General features: G+C 72.6%; 18 protein-coding genes and 1 pseudogene. 18 read left to right on the top strand and 1 reads right to left on the bottom strand.

Annotation, left to right across the window (positions count from 1 at the left end; all coding sequences use genetic code 11):
- Nucleotides 1–86: 86 nt before the first annotated feature.
- The 13 genes from E6R18_RS31275 (at nucleotide 87) to E6R18_RS31210 (ending at nucleotide 14,693) form a co-directional block, all read left to right on the top strand.
- Nucleotides 87–1,757, top strand: coding sequence for a CTP synthase (locus tag E6R18_RS31275; protein ID WP_136320251.1), 1,671 nt, complete (start codon nucleotides 87–89; stop codon nucleotides 1,755–1,757).
- Nucleotides 1,758–1,847: 90 nt separating this feature from the next.
- A complete protein-coding gene (locus E6R18_RS31270) occupies nucleotides 1,848–2,474 on the top strand; it encodes an NUDIX hydrolase (protein WP_136320250.1) in 627 nt (208 codons plus the stop codon).
- Between the two features lie 167 nt (nucleotides 2,475–2,641).
- Entirely contained in the window at nucleotides 2,642–4,705 is a 2,064-nt protein-coding gene (locus E6R18_RS31265; protein ID WP_136320249.1) for a tetratricopeptide repeat protein, read from the top strand.
- A 143-nt stretch (nucleotides 4,706–4,848) separates the two neighbouring features.
- The gene (gene ald / locus E6R18_RS31260) at nucleotides 4,849–5,964 is read left to right on the top strand and encodes an alanine dehydrogenase (RefSeq protein ID WP_136320263.1); all 1,116 of its coding nucleotides are present in this window, start codon (nucleotides 4,849–4,851) and stop codon (nucleotides 5,962–5,964) included.
- Nucleotides 5,965–6,330: 366 nt separating this feature from the next.
- Nucleotides 6,331–7,449 (top strand): ParA family protein, encoded by a 1,119-nt coding sequence (locus E6R18_RS31255; RefSeq protein ID WP_136320248.1) that lies wholly within the window; start codon nucleotides 6,331–6,333, stop codon nucleotides 7,447–7,449.
- Entirely contained in the window at nucleotides 7,446–8,036 is a 591-nt protein-coding gene (locus E6R18_RS31250) for a hypothetical protein (RefSeq protein WP_136320262.1), read from the top strand. The genes E6R18_RS31255 and E6R18_RS31250 overlap by 4 nt, the downstream gene beginning before the upstream one ends.
- Before the next feature lie 108 nt (nucleotides 8,037–8,144).
- Entirely contained in the window at nucleotides 8,145–9,260 is a 1,116-nt protein-coding gene (locus E6R18_RS31245; RefSeq protein WP_240799913.1) for a ScpA family protein, read from the top strand.
- The gene (scpB, locus tag E6R18_RS31235) at nucleotides 9,257–9,904 is read left to right on the top strand and encodes an SMC-Scp complex subunit ScpB (RefSeq protein ID WP_136320247.1); all 648 of its coding nucleotides are present in this window, start codon (nucleotides 9,257–9,259) and stop codon (nucleotides 9,902–9,904) included. The genes E6R18_RS31245 and scpB overlap by 4 nt, the downstream gene beginning before the upstream one ends.
- Nucleotides 9,904–11,088: a pseudouridine synthase gene (locus tag E6R18_RS31230; protein ID WP_136320246.1), complete on the top strand. Its 1,185-nt coding sequence runs from the start codon at nucleotides 9,904–9,906 to the stop codon at nucleotides 11,086–11,088. Before scpB ends, E6R18_RS31230 begins: the two co-directional genes overlap by 1 nt.
- A 131-nt stretch (nucleotides 11,089–11,219) precedes the next feature.
- Nucleotides 11,220–11,873 (top strand): nicotinamide riboside transporter PnuC, encoded by a 654-nt coding sequence (gene pnuC, locus E6R18_RS31225; protein WP_136320245.1) that lies wholly within the window; start codon nucleotides 11,220–11,222, stop codon nucleotides 11,871–11,873.
- Complete coding sequence (locus E6R18_RS31220) at nucleotides 11,870–12,949, top strand: AAA family ATPase (protein ID WP_136320244.1); 1,080 nt, start codon at nucleotides 11,870–11,872, stop codon at nucleotides 12,947–12,949. The genes pnuC and E6R18_RS31220 overlap by 4 nt, the downstream gene beginning before the upstream one ends.
- On the top strand, nucleotides 12,946–13,680 hold the full coding sequence (locus tag E6R18_RS31215) for an NUDIX domain-containing protein (RefSeq protein ID WP_136320243.1): 735 nt from the start codon (nucleotides 12,946–12,948) through the stop codon (nucleotides 13,678–13,680). The genes E6R18_RS31220 and E6R18_RS31215 overlap by 4 nt, the downstream gene beginning before the upstream one ends.
- A complete protein-coding gene (locus E6R18_RS31210; RefSeq protein WP_136320242.1) occupies nucleotides 13,677–14,693 on the top strand; it encodes an ADP-ribosylglycohydrolase family protein in 1,017 nt (338 codons plus the stop codon). Before E6R18_RS31215 ends, E6R18_RS31210 begins: the two co-directional genes overlap by 4 nt.
- Nucleotides 14,694–14,700: 7 nt before the next feature.
- Here the strand turns inward: E6R18_RS31210 and E6R18_RS31205 are convergent.
- Nucleotides 14,701–15,396: pseudogene (locus E6R18_RS31205) on the bottom strand (nucleotidyltransferase domain-containing protein).
- Between the two features lie 124 nt (nucleotides 15,397–15,520).
- On the opposite strand from E6R18_RS31205, the gene aroH reads away from it, so the two are divergent.
- The 5 genes from aroH (at nucleotide 15,521) to der (ending at nucleotide 19,986) form a co-directional block, all read left to right on the top strand.
- Complete coding sequence (aroH, locus tag E6R18_RS31200; protein WP_136320241.1) at nucleotides 15,521–15,883, top strand: chorismate mutase; 363 nt, start codon at nucleotides 15,521–15,523, stop codon at nucleotides 15,881–15,883.
- Entirely contained in the window at nucleotides 15,880–16,965 is a 1,086-nt protein-coding gene (locus E6R18_RS31195; protein ID WP_136320240.1) for a prephenate dehydrogenase, read from the top strand. The genes aroH and E6R18_RS31195 overlap by 4 nt, the downstream gene beginning before the upstream one ends.
- 111 nt (nucleotides 16,966–17,076) lie before the next feature.
- Entirely contained in the window at nucleotides 17,077–17,793 is a 717-nt protein-coding gene (gene cmk / locus E6R18_RS31190) for a (d)CMP kinase (protein WP_136206578.1), read from the top strand.
- Nucleotides 17,790–18,452 carry a lysophospholipid acyltransferase family protein gene (locus E6R18_RS31185; RefSeq protein WP_136320239.1) on the top strand — a complete coding sequence of 221 codons (663 nt, stop codon included), beginning with the start codon at nucleotides 17,790–17,792 and terminating at the stop codon, nucleotides 18,450–18,452. The genes cmk and E6R18_RS31185 overlap by 4 nt, the downstream gene beginning before the upstream one ends.
- Nucleotides 18,453–18,516: 64 nt before the next feature.
- Nucleotides 18,517–19,986, top strand: a complete 1,470-nt coding sequence (gene der, locus E6R18_RS31180) for a ribosome biogenesis GTPase Der (RefSeq protein WP_136206576.1) — start codon at nucleotides 18,517–18,519, stop codon at nucleotides 19,984–19,986.
- Nucleotides 19,987–20,149: the final 163 nt, after the last annotated feature.

Below are 20,149 nucleotides of genomic sequence, written 5' to 3'. Positions count from 1 at the left end.
AACCGCAGCGACGGCATCTCCGGAATCTCCGGACGGCAACGCCGGCACGCACCTCACGATCGCGACCACGGGAGCCCCCTTTGGCTATGCAGCCCACATCCACGACGACCAAGCACATCTTCGTCACCGGGGGTGTCGCCTCTTCCCTCGGCAAGGGTCTGACTGCCTCCAGCCTCGGCGCCCTGCTCAAGGCGCGCGGTCTCCGGGTCACCATGCAGAAGCTCGACCCGTACCTGAACGTCGACCCCGGCACGATGAACCCGTTCCAGCACGGCGAGGTCTTCGTGACCAACGACGGCGCGGAGACGGACCTCGACATCGGCCACTACGAGCGCTTCCTCGACGTGGACCTCGACGGCTCGGCCAACGTCACCACCGGCCAGGTGTACTCGCAGGTCATCGCCAAGGAGCGGCGCGGCGAGTACCTCGGCGACACCGTGCAGGTCATCCCGCACATCACCAACGAGATCAAGCACCGCATCCGCCGGATGGCCACCGACGACGTCGACGTGGTCATCACCGAGGTCGGCGGCACGGTCGGCGACATCGAGTCGCTGCCGTTCCTGGAGACCGTCCGCCAGGTCCGCCACGAGGTCGGCCGGGACAACGTCTTCGTCGTGCACATCTCGCTGCTGCCCTACATCGGCCCCTCCGGCGAGCTCAAGACGAAGCCCACCCAGCACTCCGTGGCCGCCCTGCGCAACATCGGTATCCAGCCGGACGCCATCGTGCTGCGCGCCGACCGCGACGTGCCCACCGCCATCAAGCGCAAGATCTCGCTGATGTGCGACGTGGACGAGGCCGCCGTGGTGGCCTGCGTGGACGCCAAGTCGATCTACGACATCCCCAAGGTGCTGCACACCGAGGGCCTGGACGCCTACGTCGTGCGCAAGCTCGACCTGCCGTTCCGCGACGTCGACTGGACCACCTGGGACGACCTGCTGGACCGCGTCCACAACCCCGACCACGAGGTCACCGTCGCCCTGGTCGGCAAGTACATCGACCTGCCCGACGCCTACCTCTCGGTCACCGAGGCCATCCGGGCCGGCGGCTTCGCCAACAAGGCCCGCGTCAAGGTCGAGTGGGTCGCCTCCGACGACTGCAAGACCCCGGCCGGCGCGCAGAAGGCCCTCGCCGGTGTCGACGCGGTCTGCATCCCCGGCGGCTTCGGCGAGCGCGGCGTGATCGGCAAGGTCGGCGCCATCCAGTACGCCCGCGAGAACAAGGTCCCGTTGCTCGGCCTCTGCCTGGGCCTGCAGTGCATCGTGATCGAGGCGGCGCGCAACCTCGCCGAGATCCCCGACGCCAACTCCACCGAGTTCGACGCGGCCACCTCCCACCCGGTCATCTCGACCATGGAGGAGCAGCTCGCGTACGTCGAGGGCGCGGGCGACCTGGGCGGCACCATGCGGCTCGGCCTGTACCCGGCGAAGCTCGCCGAGGGCTCGCTCGTGCGCGAGGCGTACGACGACCAGCCGTACGTGGAGGAGCGCCACCGCCACCGCTACGAGGTCAACAACGCCTACCGCGCCGAGCTGGAGAAGAAGGCCGGACTGGTCTTCTCCGGCACCTCCCCGGACAACAAGCTCGTCGAGTACGTCGAGTACCCGCGCGAGGTCCACCCCTACCTGGTCGCCACCCAGGCGCACCCGGAGCTGCGCTCCCGCCCGACCCGCCCGCACCCGCTCTTCGCCGGGCTGGTGAAGGCCGCCGTCGCGCGCAAGACGGGCGCCGCCGAGGCCACGCCGGGCAAGTAACGGCACCTGCGCAGGCGATACGGTTGACCGGGGCGCGCGTCCGGACCAGGACGCGGGCCCCGGTCAGCCGTTTTTCGTGGGAGGACGCAGATGGGTTTCCAGGACACGCCCGAGGAATGGCGGGTCACCTCGACCGCGACCCCGTTCCGGGGCAAAAAGACCAGCGTCCGCACCGATGAGGTCGAGATGCCCGACGGCTCGGTCGCGCACCGCGACTACCAGGTCCACCCCGGCTCGGTCGCCGTGCTCGCGCTGGACGACGAGGGCCGCGTCCTCGTGCTGCGCCAGTACCGCCACCCGGTGCGCCACAAGCTGTGGGAGATCCCGGCCGGGCTGCTCGACGTACCCGGCGAGAACCCGCTGCACGCCGCTCAGCGCGAGCTGTACGAGGAGGCGTACGTCAGGGCCGAGGACTGGCGGGTGCTGACCGACATCTACACCTCGCCCGGCGGCTCCGACGAAGCCGTACGGATCTTCCTCGCCCGGGGCGTCTCCGAGGCAGTCGGCGAGCGCTTCGAGGCAGCCGAGGAGGAGGCCGACATGGAGCTGGCCCGGGTGCCGCTCCGGGACCTGGTGCGCGGCGCGCTCGCCGGGGAGCTGCACAACAGCTGCCTGGTCGTGGGCGTGCTCTCGCTGGCCGCGGTCCTCGCGGGCGACGGCGCCGACGCGCTGCGGCCCGCCGACGCACCCTGGCCGGCCCGCCCCTTCGAGGCATGACGGCCCCTCGTCACTCTCACGCAGCCCCCAATCGTAAGAGATGCTGATCCGATCGGGGGATGTTCGGGTCGCGCTCCACCCGGTTCGCCCAGCCGCCTGAACTACGCTCTGAATGCCCTGACCGGAGTCCCGGCGGGCGACGCGTGCAGCGAAGTGGAGCGTGGCCCGTGACGGATCAGGCGGTGGACACCAGCGGCCCGGCCGAGGCAGCGGGGACCGAGGAGCCTGCCGCCTGCGAACCGGCCCGATTCTTCGGCCGCGAACGCGAGTTGAAGGAACTGCGCGACGACATCGAGCGCGCCGGACTCGACACCATGGCCGGCCGCCGCAGCGCCCGCGCCCGGGTCCTCCTGATCGCCGGCCGCCCCGGTTCCGGCCGCACCGCACTGGCCGAGGAGCTCACCCGCCGGCTCCTGGCCACCGGCGACTACCCCGACGGGCTGCTCCGCGTCCGGCTCACCGAGAGCGGCGGCACCCCCGTCCCCCCCGAACGGGCCGCCCGCGACCTCCTGGGCCGGCTCGGCGTGGCCGGACCGCCCGGCGCCGACGCGGACGAACTGTCCGGGATGGTCCGCGAAGCCCTCGCCGCACGCCGGGTCCTGCTCCTGCTGGACGACGCCCCGGACGCCGAGCAGGTCGATCCGCTGCTCCCGGACAACCCCGACTGTCTGGTCGTCGCCACCTCCCAGGGCCCGCTGACGGGCATCCCCGGCGTCCGGCCCTGCACCATCGGCGGCCTGGACGCGGGCTCCGCCGTCCAGCTGCTCGGCCGCGCCATCGGCCAGGTCAGGATCACCGTCGACCCGCTGACCGCCCAGACGCTGGCCGAGGAGTGCGGCGGTCAGCCGGCCGCGCTGGTCATGATCGGGGGCTGGCTCGCCGCCCGCCCGACCGCCTCCGTGGCCGACGCCCGGCGGCAGCTGCGCGAACTGCCGGACGACCCCGAGCAGCCCGCCGGCACCCGCCCGCTGACCCGCGCCTTCCGCCTCGTCCACGACTCGCTGCCGCCCACCGCCGCCCGGATACTGCGGCTGCTCTCCCTCGCCCCCGCCGGGCTCGCCGACGCCCACACCGCCTCAGCGCTGGCCGGCTGCTCCGTCTCGGCGGCCCGGACCACCCTCGACGACTTCGTCACCCTGGGCCTGCTGCGCGGCGACGGCGCCGACGAGCCGCAGTACGAGGTGCCGGGCTGCCTCGCCGGGCTGCTGCGGGCGCTCCTGGAGGACCGGGACCGGCCGGCCGAGATCCAGCTGGCCCGCGCCCGGATGCTGGAGCGCACCGTGCGGCTGCTCCAGTCCTGCCGGGCGGTCACCGACCCCGAGGGCTCCCCGTCCCGGCGCAAGCTCGCCGGACTCCCGCGCTCGCTGCGCTTCCCGCACCCCGAGGCGGCCGCCGCCTGGCTGCGCGTCCGCAGGCCCGCGCTGCTCGCGTCCGCACGGATCGCCGTGGAGGACGGCGAACTCGACACGCTCGCGCGCCGGCTGGTGGCCGCGCTGGTCCGCGCGCTGGCCGTGCACGAGGGCACCGACGCGGCCGCGCCCGAGCTCTACGCCCTGCACGGGCTGGTGCTGGCCGTCGCCGAGCGGCGCGACCTGCCCCGCGAGCGGGCGGCGGCCCTGCTCAACCTCGCCGACCTGGACGCCGGTACCGGCCGGACCGAGGAGGCGCTTGCCCGCTACCGCGAGGCGCTGGACGCCGGGCGCGCGGCGAAGGACCCGTACGCCACCGGGCGGGCCATGGAATCGGTGGGCGGCGCCTACGTCGAGCTGGGGGACTACCACCGGGCCTCCGACTGGTACGGCCGGGCGCTCGCCCAGCGCCTCACCCAGGGCGACCGGGCCGACGCGGCGCGGCTGTACGGGCGGCTCGGCACCGTCCACACCTACGCCGGGCGGTACGGGGAGGCGCTGCGCAACTGGCGGGCCGCCGCGGCCGGCCACCGCAGGCTCGGCGACCTGCCCGCCCAGGCGCGGGCGCTCAGCGAGATGGCCCGGGTCCAGGAGTACGCGGGCCGGCCGCAGGAGTCGCTGCGGACCTGCCGGGAGGCGGTGGAGTGGGCTCGGCGGGCCAAGGACGTACGGCTGCAGGCCGCGCTGGAACTCCGGCTCGCCGACACCCTCGACCGCCTCGGCGACCCGGCGGCGGCCGGGCTGCACCGGGGTGCGGCCGACAGATTGCTGGGCAAGGAGAGCGCGACCTACGAAACCCGCAGTGCATCGACTAAAAGTTAATGCTTTGTAAGGCTAGACAGCGGGAAGCCCTTCATTAGACTGGCACTACCGCGTCAGTTCGCGGTGTCTCCCTACGTGATGCATCTACCCTTAAATGTGTCACTATGCCCGGATTACCCTCTGAGCCAAGGACCGTGATCGACGTGAAGGTCGGCATCCCCCGCGAAGTCAAGAACAACGAGTTCCGCGTGGCGATCACGCCCGCCGGCGTGCATGAGCTGGTCCGCCACGGCCACCAGGTCGTCGTGGAGCGGAGCGCCGGAGCGGGCTCCTCGATCACGGATGAGGAATACGTCGCGGCCGGGGCGGAGATCCTGCCCACGGCCGACGAGGTCTGGGCCGCCGCCGACCTGCTGCTCAAGGTCAAGGAGCCGGTCGCCGAGGAGTACCACCGCCTCCGCAAGGGCCAGACCCTCTTCACGTACCTGCACCTCGCCGCCTCCCGCGCCTGCACGGACGCGCTGCTGGAGTCCGGCACCACGGCCATCGCCTACGAGACCGTCGAGACGTCGAACCGCGCCCTGCCGCTGCTCGCCCCGATGTCCGAGGTCGCGGGCCGGCTGGCCCCGCAGGTCGGCGCGTACCACCTGATGCGCTCGGCCGGCGGCCGCGGCGTGCTGCCCGGCGGTGTCCCCGGCACGGCGGCCGGCCGCGCGGTCGTCATCGGCGGCGGCGTCTCCGGCTGGAACGCGACCCAGATCGCCGTTGGTCTCGGCTTCCACGTCACGCTGCTCGACAAGGACATCAACAAGCTCCGCGAGGCCGACCGCATCTTCGGCACCAAGGTGCAGACGGTCGTCTCCAACGCCTTCGAGCTGGAGAAGGCCGTCGTCGAGGCGGACCTCGTCGTCGGGGCCGTACTGATCCCCGGGGCCAAGGCCCCGAAGCTGGTCACCAACGAGCTCGTCGCCAAGATGAAGCCCGGAAGTGTACTTGTCGACATTGCAATTGATCAGGGCGGTTGCTTCGAGGACTCCCACCCGACGACGCACGCCGAGCCGACCTTCATGGTCCACGACTCGGTCTTCTACTGCGTCGCGAACATGCCCGGCGCGGTGCCCAACACCTCGACGTACGCCCTCACCAACGCGACGCTGCCCTACATCCTGGAGCTCGCGAACCGGGGCTGGGCGGACGCGCTGCGCCGGGACGCCGCGCTCGCCAAGGGCCTCAACACCCATGACGGGCAGGTCGTTTACCGCGAGGTGGCCGAGGCACACGGCCTTGAGCACGTCGAACTGAGCACCCTCATCGGCTGACGGGTCAACCGCCTCCGTCAACTCCGTGCGCCCGGCCGGACCTTGCCGCCAAGGTCCGGCCGGACGCATGCGGGCCCGCGCACACCCCCGGGCGACTCGTCTCGAACGTAACCCTTCAACCGTTTCGTACACCTGCGAAAAGTGCGCCCGGAGGGTTGCGCGCCCTTGACAGCGGGGCGTTCGATTGCCGACACAACGGGCCGGGTCCGGTGGATTGTGTTGCTGCGAACCGGTGACACGCCATAGAGTCGCCAATCGTCGGCATGGTGCCACGCTGACCTATCGATAAGTTTCCTGGTCACGTCCAAGGAGGTAAGACGACTTGTGAATGAGTCGACAATTACTCCCGGGGGTGTTCAACCAGGGATGCCTGCACGGGGCCAGAGCCCGAACGGGCTGGAGGCTGTCGGCTCCGTCGCTGTCCGCACCTTCGCCACCCACCAGCACATGACGACAGCCCCTCAGATGATGGACGGCCTACACGTGAACGCCATGGCCGGCAACGAGAGTGGCCGGGACACCGCCCCCCTCGCCGACTTCGACGAATCGCCCCAGGGGCACTTCTACGACCCCGACGCCGAGTACGAGCCCGACCCGGAGTACGCGGCCACCCTCGCGCCCGACGCCGCACGGCAGCGCCGCGAGCGGATCGGCCCGACCGGCCGGCCCCTGCCCTACTTCCCGATCCCGGGTCCGCTGACCGACCACGGCCCCGCGAAGATCATCGCGATGTGCAACCAGAAGGGCGGCGTCGGCAAGACCACGTCGACCATCAACCTGGGCGCCGCACTCGCCGAGTACGGACGACGCGTCCTGCTCGTGGACTTCGACCCGCAGGGCGCCCTCTCGGTCGGCCTCGGCGTCAACCCGATGGAGCTCGACCTCACCGTCTACAACCTGCTCATGGAGCGGGGCATGGCGGCCGACGAGGTCCTGCTCAAGACCGCGGTCCCCAACATGGACCTGCTCCCCAGCAACATCGACCTGTCCGCCGCCGAGGTGCAGCTCGTCAGCGAGGTGGCCCGCGAGTCCACACTCCAGCGCGCCCTGAAGCCGCTGATGGCCGACTACGACTACATCGTGATCGACTGTCAGCCCTCGCTCGGCCTGCTCACCGTGAACGCGCTGACCGCCGCGCACAAGGTGATAGTGCCGCTCGAGTGCGAGTTCTTCGCGCTGCGCGGTGTGGCGCTGCTCACGGAGACCATCGAGAAGGTCCAGGAACGGCTCAACCCCGAGCTGGAGCTCGACGGCATCCTCGCCACCATGTACGACTCCCGCACGGTGCACAGCCGCGAGGTCCTGGCGCGCGTGGTCGAGGCATTCGACGACCACGTCTACCACACGGTCATCGGGCGCACGGTCCGCTTCCCGGAGACCACGGTCGCCGGTGAGCCCATCACCACCTACGCCTCCAACTCGGTCGGTGCCGCCGCCTATCGCCAGCTCGCCAGGGAGGTGCTCGCCCGGTGTCACGCCGAGTGAGTCTGCCCGGGGCCGACGAACTGTTCCGTACGACCGGGGGGATGGGGCTGCAGTCCTCGTCGCCCGCAGAGCGGAGGCGCAAGGCGAACGGCGAGGCCAGGGTGCCGGCTCCCGCCGGTGAGAACGACCCCGGGACCGAGACGCCGGGGGACGGCACCCAGGAGTCCGCGGCCGCGCCCGCGCGCCAGGAGCACTCCGCGGCCGACGCCGCCGACGCGGGCGACTCGCGCACCCGGGGCGCAGAGAACGACCCGGTCGCGGCCGCCGCCCGGGCCGGGCGGCGCCCGCAGCCCGCCGCGCAGGAGCCGGTCCCGGCCCCCGTCGTGCAGCAGCAGCGCAGACGCGGTGGCGGACGCGGGGCGAACCGCCGGCCCAGCGGCCGGGAGCGGCACGACGAGAAGATCACGGTCTACGTCTCCGCCGAGGAGCTGATGGACCTCGAACACGCGCGCCTCGTCCTGCGCGGCGAGCACGGCCTCGCGGTCGACCGCGGCCGGATCGTCCGCGAGGCGGTCGCCGTCGTCCTGGCGGACCTGGAGTCGCGCGGCGACGCGAGCATCCTCGTACGGCGGCTGCGCGGCCGCTGACCGGTGCGGCGCCGGTAGCCTGCCCGGGAGGGCCCACCGCCGTACGGGCGGTCCGGCCCCTCCCGTACGGGCCGCCGCCGCCCGTGTCCCGCCGCACCCTGGATCTCCATGCCGACACCCGACGAGCCCGCCCGCACCGCCCGCCGCCCCCTGGGCCGCGGGCCGGGGGCGGGGGCCGTGCCCGTGGAGACGCCTTACGAGGCTCCGGTGCCCGATGAGGCGCCTGTGGCCCAGGAGGTGCTTGTGGCCCGCGAGGCGCCTGTGGCCCGCGAGGTCCCCGAGGCGTCCGGGGGAGCCCCCGCCCCCGAGGACGGCCGTTTCACCGTGCGGCTGGCGAACTTCGAGGGGCCCTTCGACCTGCTGCTCCAGCTGATCTCCAAGCACAAGCTGGACGTGACCGAGGTCGCACTGTCGAAGGTCACCGACGAGTTCATGGCCCACATCCGGGCGATGGGCCCGGACTGGGACCTGGACCAGACGACCGAGTTCCTGGTGGTCGCCGCGACCCTGCTCGACCTGAAGGCCGCCCGGCTGCTGCCGGCGGCCGAGGTGGAGGACGAGGCGGACCTCGCGCTCCTGGAGGCCAGGGACCTGCTCTTCGCGCGCCTGCTCCAGTACCGCGCGTACAAGCGGATCGCGGACATCTTCAGCGGCCGCCTCGAAGCGGAGGGCCGCCGCTTCCCGCGTACCGTCGGTCTGGAACCGCACCACGCCGAGCTGCTGCCGGACGTCGTCATCAGCATCGGGGCGGAGGGGTTCGCCAGGCTGGCCGTGAAGGCGATGCAGCCGAAGCCCCGGCTGCAGGTCTACGTCGACCACATCCACGCCCCGCTGGTCAGCGTGCGCGAGCAGGCGGGGATCGTGGTGGCGCGGGTGCGCGAGGCGGGGGAGATCAGCTTCCGGGCGCTGACCGAGGACGCACCGGACACCCTCACCGTCGTCGCCCGCTTCCTCGCCCTGCTGGAGCTCTACCGGGAGAAGGCCGTGGCCCTGGACCAGGACGTGGCGCTCGGCGAGCTGATGGTGCGCTGGGCGGGCGAGGCGGGGGCCGAGCCCACCGTGACGGACGAGTTCGACCAGGAAACCCAGGAGACCCAGGAAACCCAGGAAACCCAGGAGACCCAGGAAGACCAGGAGACCCAGGAAGCCCCGGAACCCCGGGCAGCCCCGGAGACCGACGAGGCACAGGACGTGCCGGAAGCCCCGCAGGATGTGATGCCATGAGCGAGCAGGACCCCACCGGCTCCGCCGTCGCCGGCCTCGGCCTCAAGCCCGCCCTGGAGGCCGTCCTCATGGTCGTGGACGAGCCCGCCACCGAGGAACACCTCGCCAAGGTGCTGGAGCGGCCCAGGCGGGCCGTCGCCGCCGCGCTGCGGGAGCTGGCCGACGAGTACACCGCGCAGCGCCGCGGCTTCGACCTCAGGCCGGTCGCGGGCGGCTGGCGGTTCTACACCCGCCCCGAGTACGCGGCGGCCGTCGAGGGCTTCGTCCTGGACGGCCAGCACGCCCGGCTGACCCAGGCCGCGCTGGAGACCCTGGCGGTCGTCGCGTACCGCCAGCCGGTGAGCCGGTCGCGGGTCTCAGCGGTGCGCGGAGTGAACTGTGACGGGGTCATGCGGACCCTGTTGCAGAGGGGCCTGGTCGAGGATGCGGGCACGGAACCCGAAACAGGTGCGATCCTGTACAGGACGACGAACTACTTTCTGGAGCGGATGGGCCTGCGTGGCCTGGATGAGCTCCCGGAGCTCGCGCCCTTCCTCCCCGAGGCGGACGCGATCGAGGCCGAGACGCTAGAGGGTGTGCCGTCGTTCGATCCGGACGCACCGGACACCCCGGATACTCACGCAGACGACAAGACGGATTTTTGATGCGAAGCAGTGGCAGGAACAGCGGAAGCGGCAGCGGTAGCAACGGCGGCGGCAGGAGCGGCGGCGCCAGGGGCGCTGCCGGCGGCGGCAGGAGCAGCAGGAACAACACCGGCAGCGGCAGGAACAGCAACCCGAACCCCCGGCTCCCCGGCTCCGAGCGCGACGACAAGCAGGAGCAGCGCCCCCGCCGGCCCCGCCCCGAGGAGCGACGCTACGACGTGGGCAACGACAAGCCCGGCGGCGACGGCGGCACCCGCAAGGGCCGCGGCGCGGCCGCTCGCGGCGGCGCCAAGGGCGGCCCGAAGAGCCCGCAGAGCGGCTCCCGGAGCAGCGGCCGGCGCACCCCGTACGGCGCCCCGGCCCGCCCGCGCGAGCTGGATGCCAAGATCGAGCAGCGCAACCGCGACCGGTACGCCAACAAGCCCGAGATCAAGACGCCCAAGACCCACCCGGGCGCCGAGCAGGAGGGCGAGCGGCTGCAGAAGGTGCTCGCCCGGGCCGGCATGGGCTCGCGCCGCGCGTGCGAGGAGCTGATCGAGCAGGCACGCGTCGAGGTGAACGGCGAGATCGTCGTCGAGCAGGGCATGCGCGTCGATGTGCACAAGGACGAGATCAAGGTCGACGGGCTGACCGTCGCGACCCAGTCGTACCTGTTCTTCGCGCTGAACAAGCCGGCCGGTGTCGTCTCCTCCATGGAGGACCCGGACGGCCGCCAGTGCCTCGGTGACTACGTCACCAACCGTGAGACGCGTCTCTTCCACGTCGGCCGGCTGGACACCGAGACCGAGGGCATCATCATGCTCACCAACCACGGCGAGCTGGCCCACCGTCTCACCCACCCCAAGTACGGCGTGAAGAAGACCTACCTGGCCGCCATCCAGGGCCCGCTCCCGCGCGACCTGGGCAAGCGGCTGAAGGACGGCATCCAGCTGGAGGACGGGTACGCCCGCGCCGACCACTTCCGCGTCGTGGAGAACACCGGCAAGAACTACCTGGTCGAGGTGACCCTGCACGAGGGCCGCAAGCACATCGTGCGCCGGATGCTGGCCGAGGCGGGCTTCCCCGTCGACCGGCTCGTGCGCACGGGCTTCGGGCCGATCGCGCTGGGCGACCAGAAGTCGGGCTGGCTGCGCCGGCTCACCAACACCGAGGTGGGCATGCTCATGCGCGAGGTCGGCCTGTAACCCTCGTCCCCATATCGCTCACGGCCCGCGGCCGGTCCCCGATCCCGGAGTTTTCCGGAAGGGACCTGCCGCGGGCCTTTCGCATGCCCGGGTGACCCTTTATAGTCACAGTGACTATTAAGGAGGCGGGCGTGAGTCTCGCGGACATACTCGATCCCCTGCAGCAACCCCTGGTGACGGTCCTGGACACCCCGGTCAGCTGGACCGAGGTGCTGGGTTTCGGCAGCGGGGCGCTGTGCGTCTGGCTCGTGGCCCGCCAGCACCTCGCCAACTGGCCGATCGGCATCGCCAACAACCTCTTCTTCATCCTGCTGTTCACCCAGTCCGGCCTGTACGCCGACGCCGGACTCCAGATCGTCTTCATCGCCCTCGCCGCGTACGGCTGGTGGACCTGGACCCACGGGGGTGGACCAGGGACGGACGGGCTGCCGGTGCGGCGCACGACGCGCACCGAGTGGACCGGGCTGCTCGCGGCGGGGGCGGTGGGGACCGTCGCGCTGACCGTCCTGCTCGACCGGGCGACCGACTCGACGGTCCCGTTCTGGGACGCCCTGACCACCGCGCTGTCACTGGCGGCGACCTACGGGCAGTGCCGCAAGCTGGTCGAGTCGTGGTGGCTGTGGATCGCCGCCGACGTCGTGTACATCCCGCTGTACGCGTACAAGGAGCTCTACCTGACCTCGCTGCTGTACGTCGGCTTCCTGACGCTGTGCCTGATCGGCCTGCGCAACTGGCGGCGCGACCTCGCCGCCCCCACCCCGCGACCCGCGAAGGCCCTGGCATGAAACGCTTCCCGCACGGACTGGTGCTCGGCAAGTTCTACCCGCCGCACGCCGGCCACCACCACCTCGTCCGCACCGCCCGGGCCCGCTGCGAACGGCTGACCGTACTGGTCTGCGCCGCCTCGGTGGAGTCCGTACCGCTCGCGGACCGGGTCGCCTGGATGCGGGCGGCACACCCCGACGTGACGGTGGTGGGCGCCATGGACGACACCCGCATGGACCTGCACGACCCGGCGATCTGGGACGCCCACATGGCGGTCTTCACCGGGGCGGTGCCCGAGCGGGTGGACGCCGTCTTCACCTCCGAGCCGTACGGGGACGAGCTGGCCCGCCGCTTCGGCGCCGAGTCCGTCTGCGTCGACCCCGGCCGCACCGCCCACCCGGTCTCCGGCACCGCCGTCCGCGCGGACCCGGCCGGCTGCTGGGACTTCCTCGAAGCACCGGTCCGGGCGGCGCTCGCCCGCCGCGTCGTCGTGCTCGGCGCCGAGTCCACCGGCACGACCACGCTGGCCCGCGCGCTGGCCGCCCACTACCGGCGGCGCGGCGGGGTCTGGGCGCGGACCGGGTACGTGGCCGAGTACGGGCGCGAGTTCAGCGAGGAGAAGCTCGCCGCGCTGCGCGCCCGGTGGCCCCGGGCCCAGTGGGAGGACGTCACCTTCACCACCCACGACTTCCCGCTGATCGCCGAGGTCCAGAACGCCCGCGAGGAGGAGGCGGCAGGCGCCGGCTCCCCGGTGCTCGTCTGCGACACCGACTCCTTCGCCACGACCGTCTGGCACGAGCGGTACGTCGGCGGCCGCAACCCCCTGGTCGAGCGGATCGCGGACCGGGCCGCCCACCACCTGTGGCTGCTCACCGACCACGAGGGCGTCGCCTTCGAGGACGACGGGCTGCGCGACGGCGAAGAGCTGCGGCCCTGGATGACCGACCGGTTCCGGGCCGAACTCACCCGTACCGGAAGGCCGTTCATCGAACTGGCCGGCAGCCGCGAGGAACGCCTGGCCCGCGCCGTCGAGGCCGTCGACGCGCTGCTCGCCGAGGGCTGGGACTTCGCCGCGCCCCTCCCGGAGCACCGATGAGCGCCGTCGCCCCCGAGGGCTACGACCCGCACGCCTTCGAACCGTTCGCCGTCACCGTCGACCTGGCCGTCTTCACGGTCCGCGACTCCCGGCTGCACGTCCTGCTCGTCGAACGCGGCGAGGACCCGTACAAGGGCCACTGGGCGCTGCCCGGCGGCTTCGTCCTGCCCCGCGAGTCCGCCGGCTCGGCGGCCCGCCGCGAACTGGCCGAGGAGACCGGGCTGAGCGGCGACACCGTCGCGGGCCTCCACCTGGAACAGCTGCGCACCTACAGCGACCCGGACCGCGACCCCCGGATGCGCGTCGTCTCCGTCGCCTACACCGCCCTCGTCCCCGACCTGCCCGAACCACGCGGCGGCGGCGACGCGGCGGGTGCCCGATGGTGGGACACCGCCCGCACCGGCCCGCTCGCCTTCGACCACGACCACATCCTCACCGACGCCCGCGACCGCATCGGCGCCAAGCTCGAATACACCTGCCTGGCCACCGCCTTCTGCCCGCCCCCCTTCACCCTGGGCGAGCTCCAGCAGGTCTACGAGACGGTCTGGGGCGTCGAGCTGGACCGCCCCAACTTCCGCCGCAAGGTCCTCGCCACCCCCGGCTTCGTCCGGCCCGCCGAAGGGGCACCGCGCCGCACCGGCGGGCGCGGGAAACCGGCCGCCCTCTACCGGGCCGGCGACGCCACCGCACTGCACCCCCCGCTGCTGCGACCGGAAGGACGTCAGGCATGACCACCACCCGTACGAAGGGGGCCGCGACCGGCGCGCTGACCGGGCTCGCGCTCGGCGACGCGCTGGGGTTTCCCACCGAGTTCAACGACGTGCCGTCGATCCTCGCCAAGTGCGGGCCCTGGCGGGAGATGGAGCTGCCGACGCCGGCCTTCGTCACCGACGACACCCAGATGACCCTGGCCCTGGGCCGGGGCCTGCGCACCGCCATGGTCCGGGGCCCGCTCACCGGGCTGCGGCTGGCGCGCCCGGTGCGCGAGGAGTACGTCGACTGGTACCACTCGCCCGACAACAACCGCGCCCCCGGCCGCACCTGTCTGGAAGCCTGCCACCTCCTCGACGGCGACCGCGTCTGGCAGGAGGCGAGCCGGACCGGCTCCAAGGGCTGCGGCGCCAACATGCGCGTCGCGCCCGTCGGACTCGCCCCCGGCCTCAGCGACGAGCAGCGCGCCGGAGCCGCCCAGCTCCAGTCGGCCCTGACCCACGGCCACCCGACCGCGCTCGCCGCCTCAGACCTGACGGCCCACGCGGTGTACCTGCTCGCCCAGGGCACCGAACCGCTGGGCCTGATCGGCCAACTCCGCTCGTACGCCTGCGAGAACCGCGAGCGCTACCTCGACCGGTGGCTCGGCGCCCTGTGGCGCCACACGCACGACGCCTCGCCCGAGGCGTTCATCAGCCGGGGCTGGGACGAGTGCCTGGCCGCCCTGGACACCGTCCAGGACGCCCTGCGCGACCCCTCGCCGGAGACCGACCCGTGCGAGCGGACCGGGGACGGCTGGATCGCCGAGGAAGCCCTCGCCACCGCCCTGCACTGCTTCCTGCTCTTCCCGGACGAACCCGTCACCGCCCTGCGCCGGGCCGCCTGCACCCGCGGCGACTCGGACTCGATCGCCTGCCTGGCCGGCGCGCTGGCCGGCGCACACCTGGGCCCCGACGCCTGGCCGGCCGCATGGGTGGAGCGCATCGAGTACCGGGACGAGCTGCTGGAGCTCGGGGCGCTCTGGGACGCCTGAGCCGTCCTCAGCCGGCCGAGGCGGACGCCCGGCGCGTGCGGACCAGGAAGTCTTCGACGCGTGCCCGGTCCGGCTCGGGCGGCAGGGGGGACGCGGTGGTCGCCTCGTCGTTCTCGGTGGTGAGGCGGGTCATGCGGCGTTCCACCTCGGGTCAGGAGACCTCGCCCCGCCTGACCGCGAGCAGGTCCTCGCGGGCCTCGCCGACCTTGATGTCCAGGACGCCGGTGCGCAGCAGGTCCCGGCAGCTCGCCAGCAGGCGCAGCAGGTGCATGGCGTGCTTCCAGCGCGGGGCGCCGTACTGGCGGACGTCCGCCTCCAGCCTGCGGCGCTGGGCCACGGCATAGCGTACGAACGAGTCGTGCGCCCGCCGGGAGAGGAACGCCCCGCGCAGCGCGAGCAGCTCGCGGCCGGTGGCGTCGACGTGGTCCACGAGCGGCGAGTGCAGACACTCCAGCACGTTCGGGTTGGCGCGCAGGGCCAGCTCGCAGAAGCGTTCCAGCTCCCAGGAGAACTGCTCGTCGGCCGGGCCCTCGATGTGCGTGGGCGGCTTCTCGAAGCGCCAGAACAACGGGGTGGGCGCCAGGAAGACACCCCGGCGGTCGGTGTCGCTGTCCTCCGTGGCGAGACCGAAGGCGCGCGACCCCATCACACAGGAGTAGACCGTGTGGCGGCGTACCAGGTCCTCGTCGGTCGGCGTGATCATGCCGGGAGGCTACGCGAGGACCGGGCGCGGGCGCGTCTCATAAAAAGGGCGGGCGGGCACGGGATCCCGCCGTCCCTCTACGCTGATCGCAAACGTACGAAGAGGGACGAGCGAGGAGCATGACGTGGCGGTACGAGCGGTCCGTGGAGCCGTCCAGCTGGAGCGGGACGAGGCCGGGCACATGGGTGAGCAGGTCAGCGCCCTGCTCACCGCCGTCCTGGAACGCAACGAGCTCGTCGCGGACGACCTGATCAGCATCTGGTTCACGGCCACCCCCGACCTGCACAGCGACTTCCCGGCCGCCGCCGCACGCGGCATCGGCATCGTGGACGTACCGCTGATCTGCGCCCAGGAGCTGGACATCGAGGGCGCCATGCCCCGGGTGGTCCGCATCCTCGTCCACGTCGAGACGTACCTGTCCAGGGCCGAGATCAGCCACGTCTACCTCGGCGCCACCGCCGCCCTGCGCAAGGACATCGCCCAGTGAGGACCGCCGTCGTCATCGGAACCGGCCTCGTCGGCACCTCCGCGGCCCTCGCCCTGGCGAGCCGCGGCATCACCGTCCACCTGGTCGACCGGGACCCCGAGTCGGCCAGGACCGCCGCCGCGCTCGGCGCCGGTACGGACGGCCCCGCCGAGGGCCCCGTCGACCTGGCCGTCGTCGCCGTACCGCCCGCCCGCACCGCGACCGTGCTCGCCGCCGCGATGCGCGACGGCGTCGCCCGGGGCTACCTCGACGTCGCCAGCGTCAAGGGCGGCCCGCGCCGCGAGCTGGAGGCGATGGGGGCAGACCTCTCCCCGTACATCGGCACGCACCCCATGGCCGGCAAGGAGCGCTCCGGACCGCTCGCCGCCACCGCCGACCTCTTCGAGGGACGCCCCTGGGTGCTCACCCCGACCCGGGACACCGACACCGAGGTGCTGAACCTCGCGCTCGAACTGATCGCGCTCTGCCGCGCCGTCCCGGTCGTCATGGACGCCGACGCCCACGACCGGGCCGTCGCCCTCGTCTCCCACACCCCGCAGCTGATCTCGTCCATGGTCGCCGCCCGGCTGGAGGAGGCCGACGAGAGCGCTGTGCGCCTGTGCGGGCAGGGGATCAGGGACGTCACCAGGATCGCGGCCTCCGACCCGCGGATGTGGGTGGAGATCCTGTCCGCCAACCCCGGACCCGTCGCCGACGTCCTCGCCGGGGTCGCCGCCGACCTGGACGAGACCGTCGCCGCGCTGCGCGGGCTCCAGTCCGCCGACGAGGGCGAGCGGCGCGCGGGCACCGAGGGCATCCAGGACGTCCTGCGCCGGGGCAACGCGGGCCGGGTCCGGGTGCCCGGCAAGCACGGCGCCGGCCCCGCCGCGTACGAGGTCGTGGCCGTCCTCATCAGCGACCGCCCCGGCGAACTGGCCGCGATCTTCGCCGACGCGGGCCGGTCCGGGACCAACATCGAGGACGTGCGCATCGAGCACGCCACCGGCCAGCAGGCGGGCCTCGTCCAGCTCATGGTCGAACCCAGCGCCGCCCCCGCCCTCGCCGCCGCGCTCCGGGAGCGGGGCTGGTCGATCCGGCAGTAGCCCCCGGTCGCACGGTTGTCCACAGGGGTGGTCGGACCCGTCCCGGCACTCGGTAACCTTGTGCGGGGCGGGTTCACGCGTCCCGTCCAGCCCGCCCCGAGCACCAGGAAGGTGTCCACCACCGTGGAAACCGTAAGCGCCGCCGTCCGGACCGCCCCGGCCGCGGTGATCGTCGCCATCGACGGCCCCTCCGGCACCGGCAAGTCCAGCACCTCCAAGGCCGTCGCCGCCCAGCTCGGCCTCAGCTACCTGGACACCGGCGCCCAGTACCGCGCCATCACCTGGTGGATGCTGAACAACGGCATCGACGTGCAGGACGCCGCCCAGGTGGCGACCGCCGCCGCCAAGCCGGTCATCGTCTCCGGCACCGACCCGGCCGCCCCCACGATCACCGTCGACGGCGAGGACGCCTCCGGCCCGATCCGCACCCAGGAGGTCACCTCCAAGGTCAGCGCCGTCAGCGCCGTCCCCGAGGTGCGCACCCGGATCACCGAGCTCCAGCGCACCATCGCCGCCGGCGCGGAGAAGGGCATCGTGGTCGAGGGCCGCGACATCGGCACCACCGTGCTGCCCGACGCCGACCTCAAGATCTTCCTCACCGCGTCGCCGGAGGCCCGCGCCGCCCGCCGCAGCGGCGAGGTCAAGGGCTCCGATCTCGCCGCCACCAAGGAGGCGCTGATCAAGCGGGACGCCGCCGACTCCGGCCGCAAGACCTCGCCGCTCGCCAAGGCGGACGACGCGGTCGAGGTGGACACCACCGAGCTGACGCTCCAGCAGGTTATCGAGTGCGTCGTCACCCTCGTCGGGGAGAAGCGGGCCGCGAAGTGACCGATGCCACGGGCGCGGCATCGCCGCGCGGTGCGGCGGTCGGGCGCGGCATCGGGATCGGGCTGATGTACGGGCTCTTCAGGCCCCGTGTCCTCGGCGCCTGGCGGATCCCCGCCTCCGGACCCGTCATACTCGCGGTGAACCACTCGCACAACATCGACGGGCCGATGCTGATGGGCACCGCGCCCCGGCCCGTCCACTTCCTGATCAAGAAAGAGGCGTTCGTCGGCCCCCTGGACCCGTTCCTGCGCGGAATCGGCCAGCTGAAGGTGGACCGTACGACCGCCGACCGCACCGCCATCACCCGCGCGCTGGGCGTGCTGGAGGACGGCGGGGTGCTCGGGATCTTCCCCGAGGGCACCCGGGGCGACGGAGACTTCGCCTCGCTGCGCGCCGGGCTCGCGTACTTCGCGCTGCGCAGCGGGGCGCCGATCGTGCCCGTGGCAGTCCTGGGAAGCACCGAGCGCCGCGGACGGTTGATATCGGCACTGCCGCCGCTGCGCAGCCGTGTCGACATCGTCTTCGGAGAGCCCTTCGAAGCCGGTGACCGAAGCGGGCGGCGTACGCGCAAGGCGCTGGACGAGGCCACGCTGCGCATCCGGGCCCGGCTGACCGGCCACCTGGAGCACGCCGGGCGCCTCACCGGGCGCACCGGGTAAGACTTGAGTAGTGGAGCGCGCGCTGCGTGGTCCATCGATGATGATGCAAAGAGGAACGGACTTCATGAACGACCAGATTCACTCCGGCGGCTCGGACCACGAGCACGGAGAGCTTGGCGATGCCGAGTACGCGGAGTTCATGGAGCTCGCCGCGCAGGAGGGGTTCGACCCCGAGGACGTCGAGGGTGCGATCGGTGAGGCCGGTCACGGACCGCTTCCCGTCCTCGCCGTCGTCGGCCGCCCGAACGTCGGCAAGTCGACCCTCGTGAACCGGATCATCGGCCGCCGCGAGGCCGTCGTCCAGGACAAGCCGGGCGTCACCCGCGACCGCGTCACCTACGAGGCCGAGTGGGCGGGCCGCCGCTTCAAGGTCGTCGACACCGGCGGCTGGGAGCAGGACGTCCTCGGCCTGGACGCCTCCGTGGCCGCCCAGGCGGAGTACGCGATCGAGACGGCCGACGCGGTGGTCTTCGTGGTGGACTCCACCGTCGGCGCCACCGACACCGACGAGGCCGTCGTCAAGCTGCTGCGCCGGGCCGGCAAGCCCGTCGTGCTGTGCGCCAACAAGGTCGACGGGCAGAGCGGCGAGGCCGACGCCACCGCCCTGTGGTCGCTCGGCCTGGGCCAGCCGCACCCGGTCTCCTCGCTGCACGGCCGCGGCACCGGCGACATGCTGGACGCCGTGCTGGAGGCCCTTCCCGAGGCACCCGCCCAGACCTTCGGCACGGCCGTCGGCGGCCCCCGCCGCATCGCCCTGATCGGCCGCCCGAACGTCGGCAAGTCCTCCCTGCTGAACAAGGTGGCGAACGAGGACCGCGTCGTCGTCAACGAGCTGGCGGGCACCACCCGCGACCCGGTGGACGAGCTGATCGAGCTCGGCGGCGTCACCTGGAAGTTCATCGACACGGCCGGTATCCGGCGCCGGGTCCACCTCCAGGAGGGCGCCGACTACTACGCCTCGCTGCGCACCGCCGCCGCCCTGGAGAAGGCGGAGGTCGCGGTGATCCTGATCGACGCCAGCGAGTCGATCAGCGTCCAGGACCAGCGCATCGTCACCATGGCCGTGGAGGCGGGCCGCGCCGTCGTGCTCGCCTTCAACAAGTGGGACACCCTGGACGAGGAGCGCCGCTACTACCTGGAGCGCGAGATCGAGACGGAGCTCGCGCAGGTCGAGTGGGCCCCCCGGGTCAACGTCTCGGCCCTCACCGGCCGCCACATGGAGAAGCTGGTCCCGGCGATCGAGACCGCGCTCGACGGCTGGGAGACCCGCGTCCCCACGGGCCGGCTGAACGCCTTCCTCGGCGAGATCGTCGCCGCCCACCCGCACCCGGTCCGCGGCGGCAAGCAGCCCCGCATCCTCTTCGGCACCCAGGCGGGCACCAAGCCGCCGCGCTTCGTGCTCTTCGCCTCCGGCTTCCTGGAGCACGGCTACCGGCGCTTCGTGGAGCGCCGCCTGCGCGAGGAGTTCGGCTTCGAGGGCACCCCGATCCACATCTCGGTGCGGGTCCGCGAGAAGCGCGGCCGCAAGAAGTAGCCGCCCGGGGCCCCGGCCCCGCGTGCGCATGCGACGCAGCCCCGGACCGCTCGGTCACCGAGCGGTCCGGGGCTGCGTCGTGCGGGCGGTCAGGCGTCCCGCGAGCCCGGCGGCAGCGCCGCGGGCCGGCCGCGCCCCGCGTGCCGTCCCACCCGCTGAGATC

Source organism: Streptomyces sp. A1277, assembly GCF_004795015.1.
Classification (GTDB): domain Bacteria; phylum Actinomycetota; class Actinomycetes; order Streptomycetales; family Streptomycetaceae; genus Streptomyces.
This window is presented reverse-complemented; position numbering and strand designations above follow the sequence as displayed.

What these genes read in the sequence shown, in the direction of transcription:
- E6R18_RS31275 (WP_136320251.1), top strand. Translation starts at nt 87, where the DNA reads ATGCAGCCCACATCCACGACGACCAAGCACATCTTCGTCACCGGGGGT.
- E6R18_RS31270 (WP_136320250.1), top strand. Translation starts at nt 1,848, where the DNA reads ATGGGTTTCCAGGACACGCCCGAGGAATGGCGGGTCACCTCGACCGCG.
- E6R18_RS31255 (WP_136320248.1), top strand. Translation starts at nt 6,331, where the DNA reads ATGCCTGCACGGGGCCAGAGCCCGAACGGGCTGGAGGCTGTCGGCTCC.
- E6R18_RS31245 (WP_240799913.1), top strand. Translation starts at nt 8,145, where the DNA reads ATGCCGACACCCGACGAGCCCGCCCGCACCGCCCGCCGCCCCCTGGGC.
- scpB (WP_136320247.1), top strand. Translation starts at nt 9,257, where the DNA reads ATGAGCGAGCAGGACCCCACCGGCTCCGCCGTCGCCGGCCTCGGCCTC.
- E6R18_RS31230 (WP_136320246.1), top strand. Translation starts at nt 9,904, where the DNA reads ATGCGAAGCAGTGGCAGGAACAGCGGAAGCGGCAGCGGTAGCAACGGC.
- E6R18_RS31220 (WP_136320244.1), top strand. Translation starts at nt 11,870, where the DNA reads ATGAAACGCTTCCCGCACGGACTGGTGCTCGGCAAGTTCTACCCGCCG.
- E6R18_RS31215 (WP_136320243.1), top strand. Translation starts at nt 12,946, where the DNA reads ATGAGCGCCGTCGCCCCCGAGGGCTACGACCCGCACGCCTTCGAACCG.
- E6R18_RS31210 (WP_136320242.1), top strand. Translation starts at nt 13,677, where the DNA reads ATGACCACCACCCGTACGAAGGGGGCCGCGACCGGCGCGCTGACCGGG.
- der (WP_136206576.1), top strand. Translation starts at nt 18,517, where the DNA reads ATGAACGACCAGATTCACTCCGGCGGCTCGGACCACGAGCACGGAGAG.